This is a genomic window from Providencia sp. CIM-Carb-044 (assembly GCF_033901115.1).
GTDB lineage: Bacteria > Pseudomonadota > Gammaproteobacteria > Enterobacterales > Enterobacteriaceae > Providencia > Providencia hangzhouensis.
Map to the genome: position 1 here is coordinate 1 of NZ_JAXADV010000063.1, position 872 is coordinate 872.

The 872-nt window shown below is 51.9% G+C and carries 1 rRNA gene; it reads left to right on the forward strand.

From position 1 onward, the window contains the following. Positions 1–772, forward strand: a 23S ribosomal RNA gene (locus tag SJ312_RS23260); the annotation flags it as partial. Between the last annotated feature and the right edge of the window lie 100 nt (positions 773–872).

Below are 872 nucleotides of genomic sequence, written 5' to 3' on the forward strand. Positions count from 1 at the left end.
GAAGCGTGGACGCCAGTCTGCGTGGAGCCAACCTTGAAATACCACCCTTTAATGTTTGATGTTCTAACGTTGCCCCATTATCTGGGGTGCGGACAGTGTCTGGTGGGTAGTTTGACTGGGGCGGTCTCCTCCCAAAGAGTAACGGAGGAGCACGAAGGTTGGCTAAGCATGGTCGGACATCATGCGGTTAGTGCAAAGGCATAAGCCAGCTTGACTGCGAGAGTGACGGCTCGAGCAGGTACGAAAGTAGGTCTTAGTGATCCGGTGGTTCTGAATGGAAGGGCCATCGCTCAACGGATAAAAGGTACTCCGGGGATAACAGGCTGATACCGCCCAAGAGTTCATATCGACGGCGGTGTTTGGCACCTCGATGTCGGCTCATCACATCCTGGGGCTGAAGTAGGTCCCAAGGGTACGGCTGTTCGCCGTTTAAAGTGGTACGCGAGCTGGGTTTAGAACGTCGTGAGACAGTTCGGTCCCTATCTGCCGTGGGCGTTGGAAGATTGAAAGGGGCTGCTCCTAGTACGAGAGGACCGGAGTGGACGCACCACTGGTGTTCGGGTTGTCATGCCAATGGCATTGCCCGGTAGCTAAGTGCGGAAGAGATAACCGCTGAAAGCATCTAAGCGGGAAACTTGCCTTGAGATGAGTCTTCCCTGACTCTTTAAGGGTCCTAAAGGAACGTTTAAGACTAAGACGTTGATAGGTTGGGTGTGTAAGCGTAGCGATACGTTGAGCTAACCAATACTAATGAACCGTGAGGCTTAACCTGACAACACCGAAGGTGTTTTAGAGAGATAGAGTTGTTTTCGAGAAGTGAGAAGCCGAAAGGTGAAGGACACGCAGCTTGTTTGAGATTGAGGTTCTGGTTT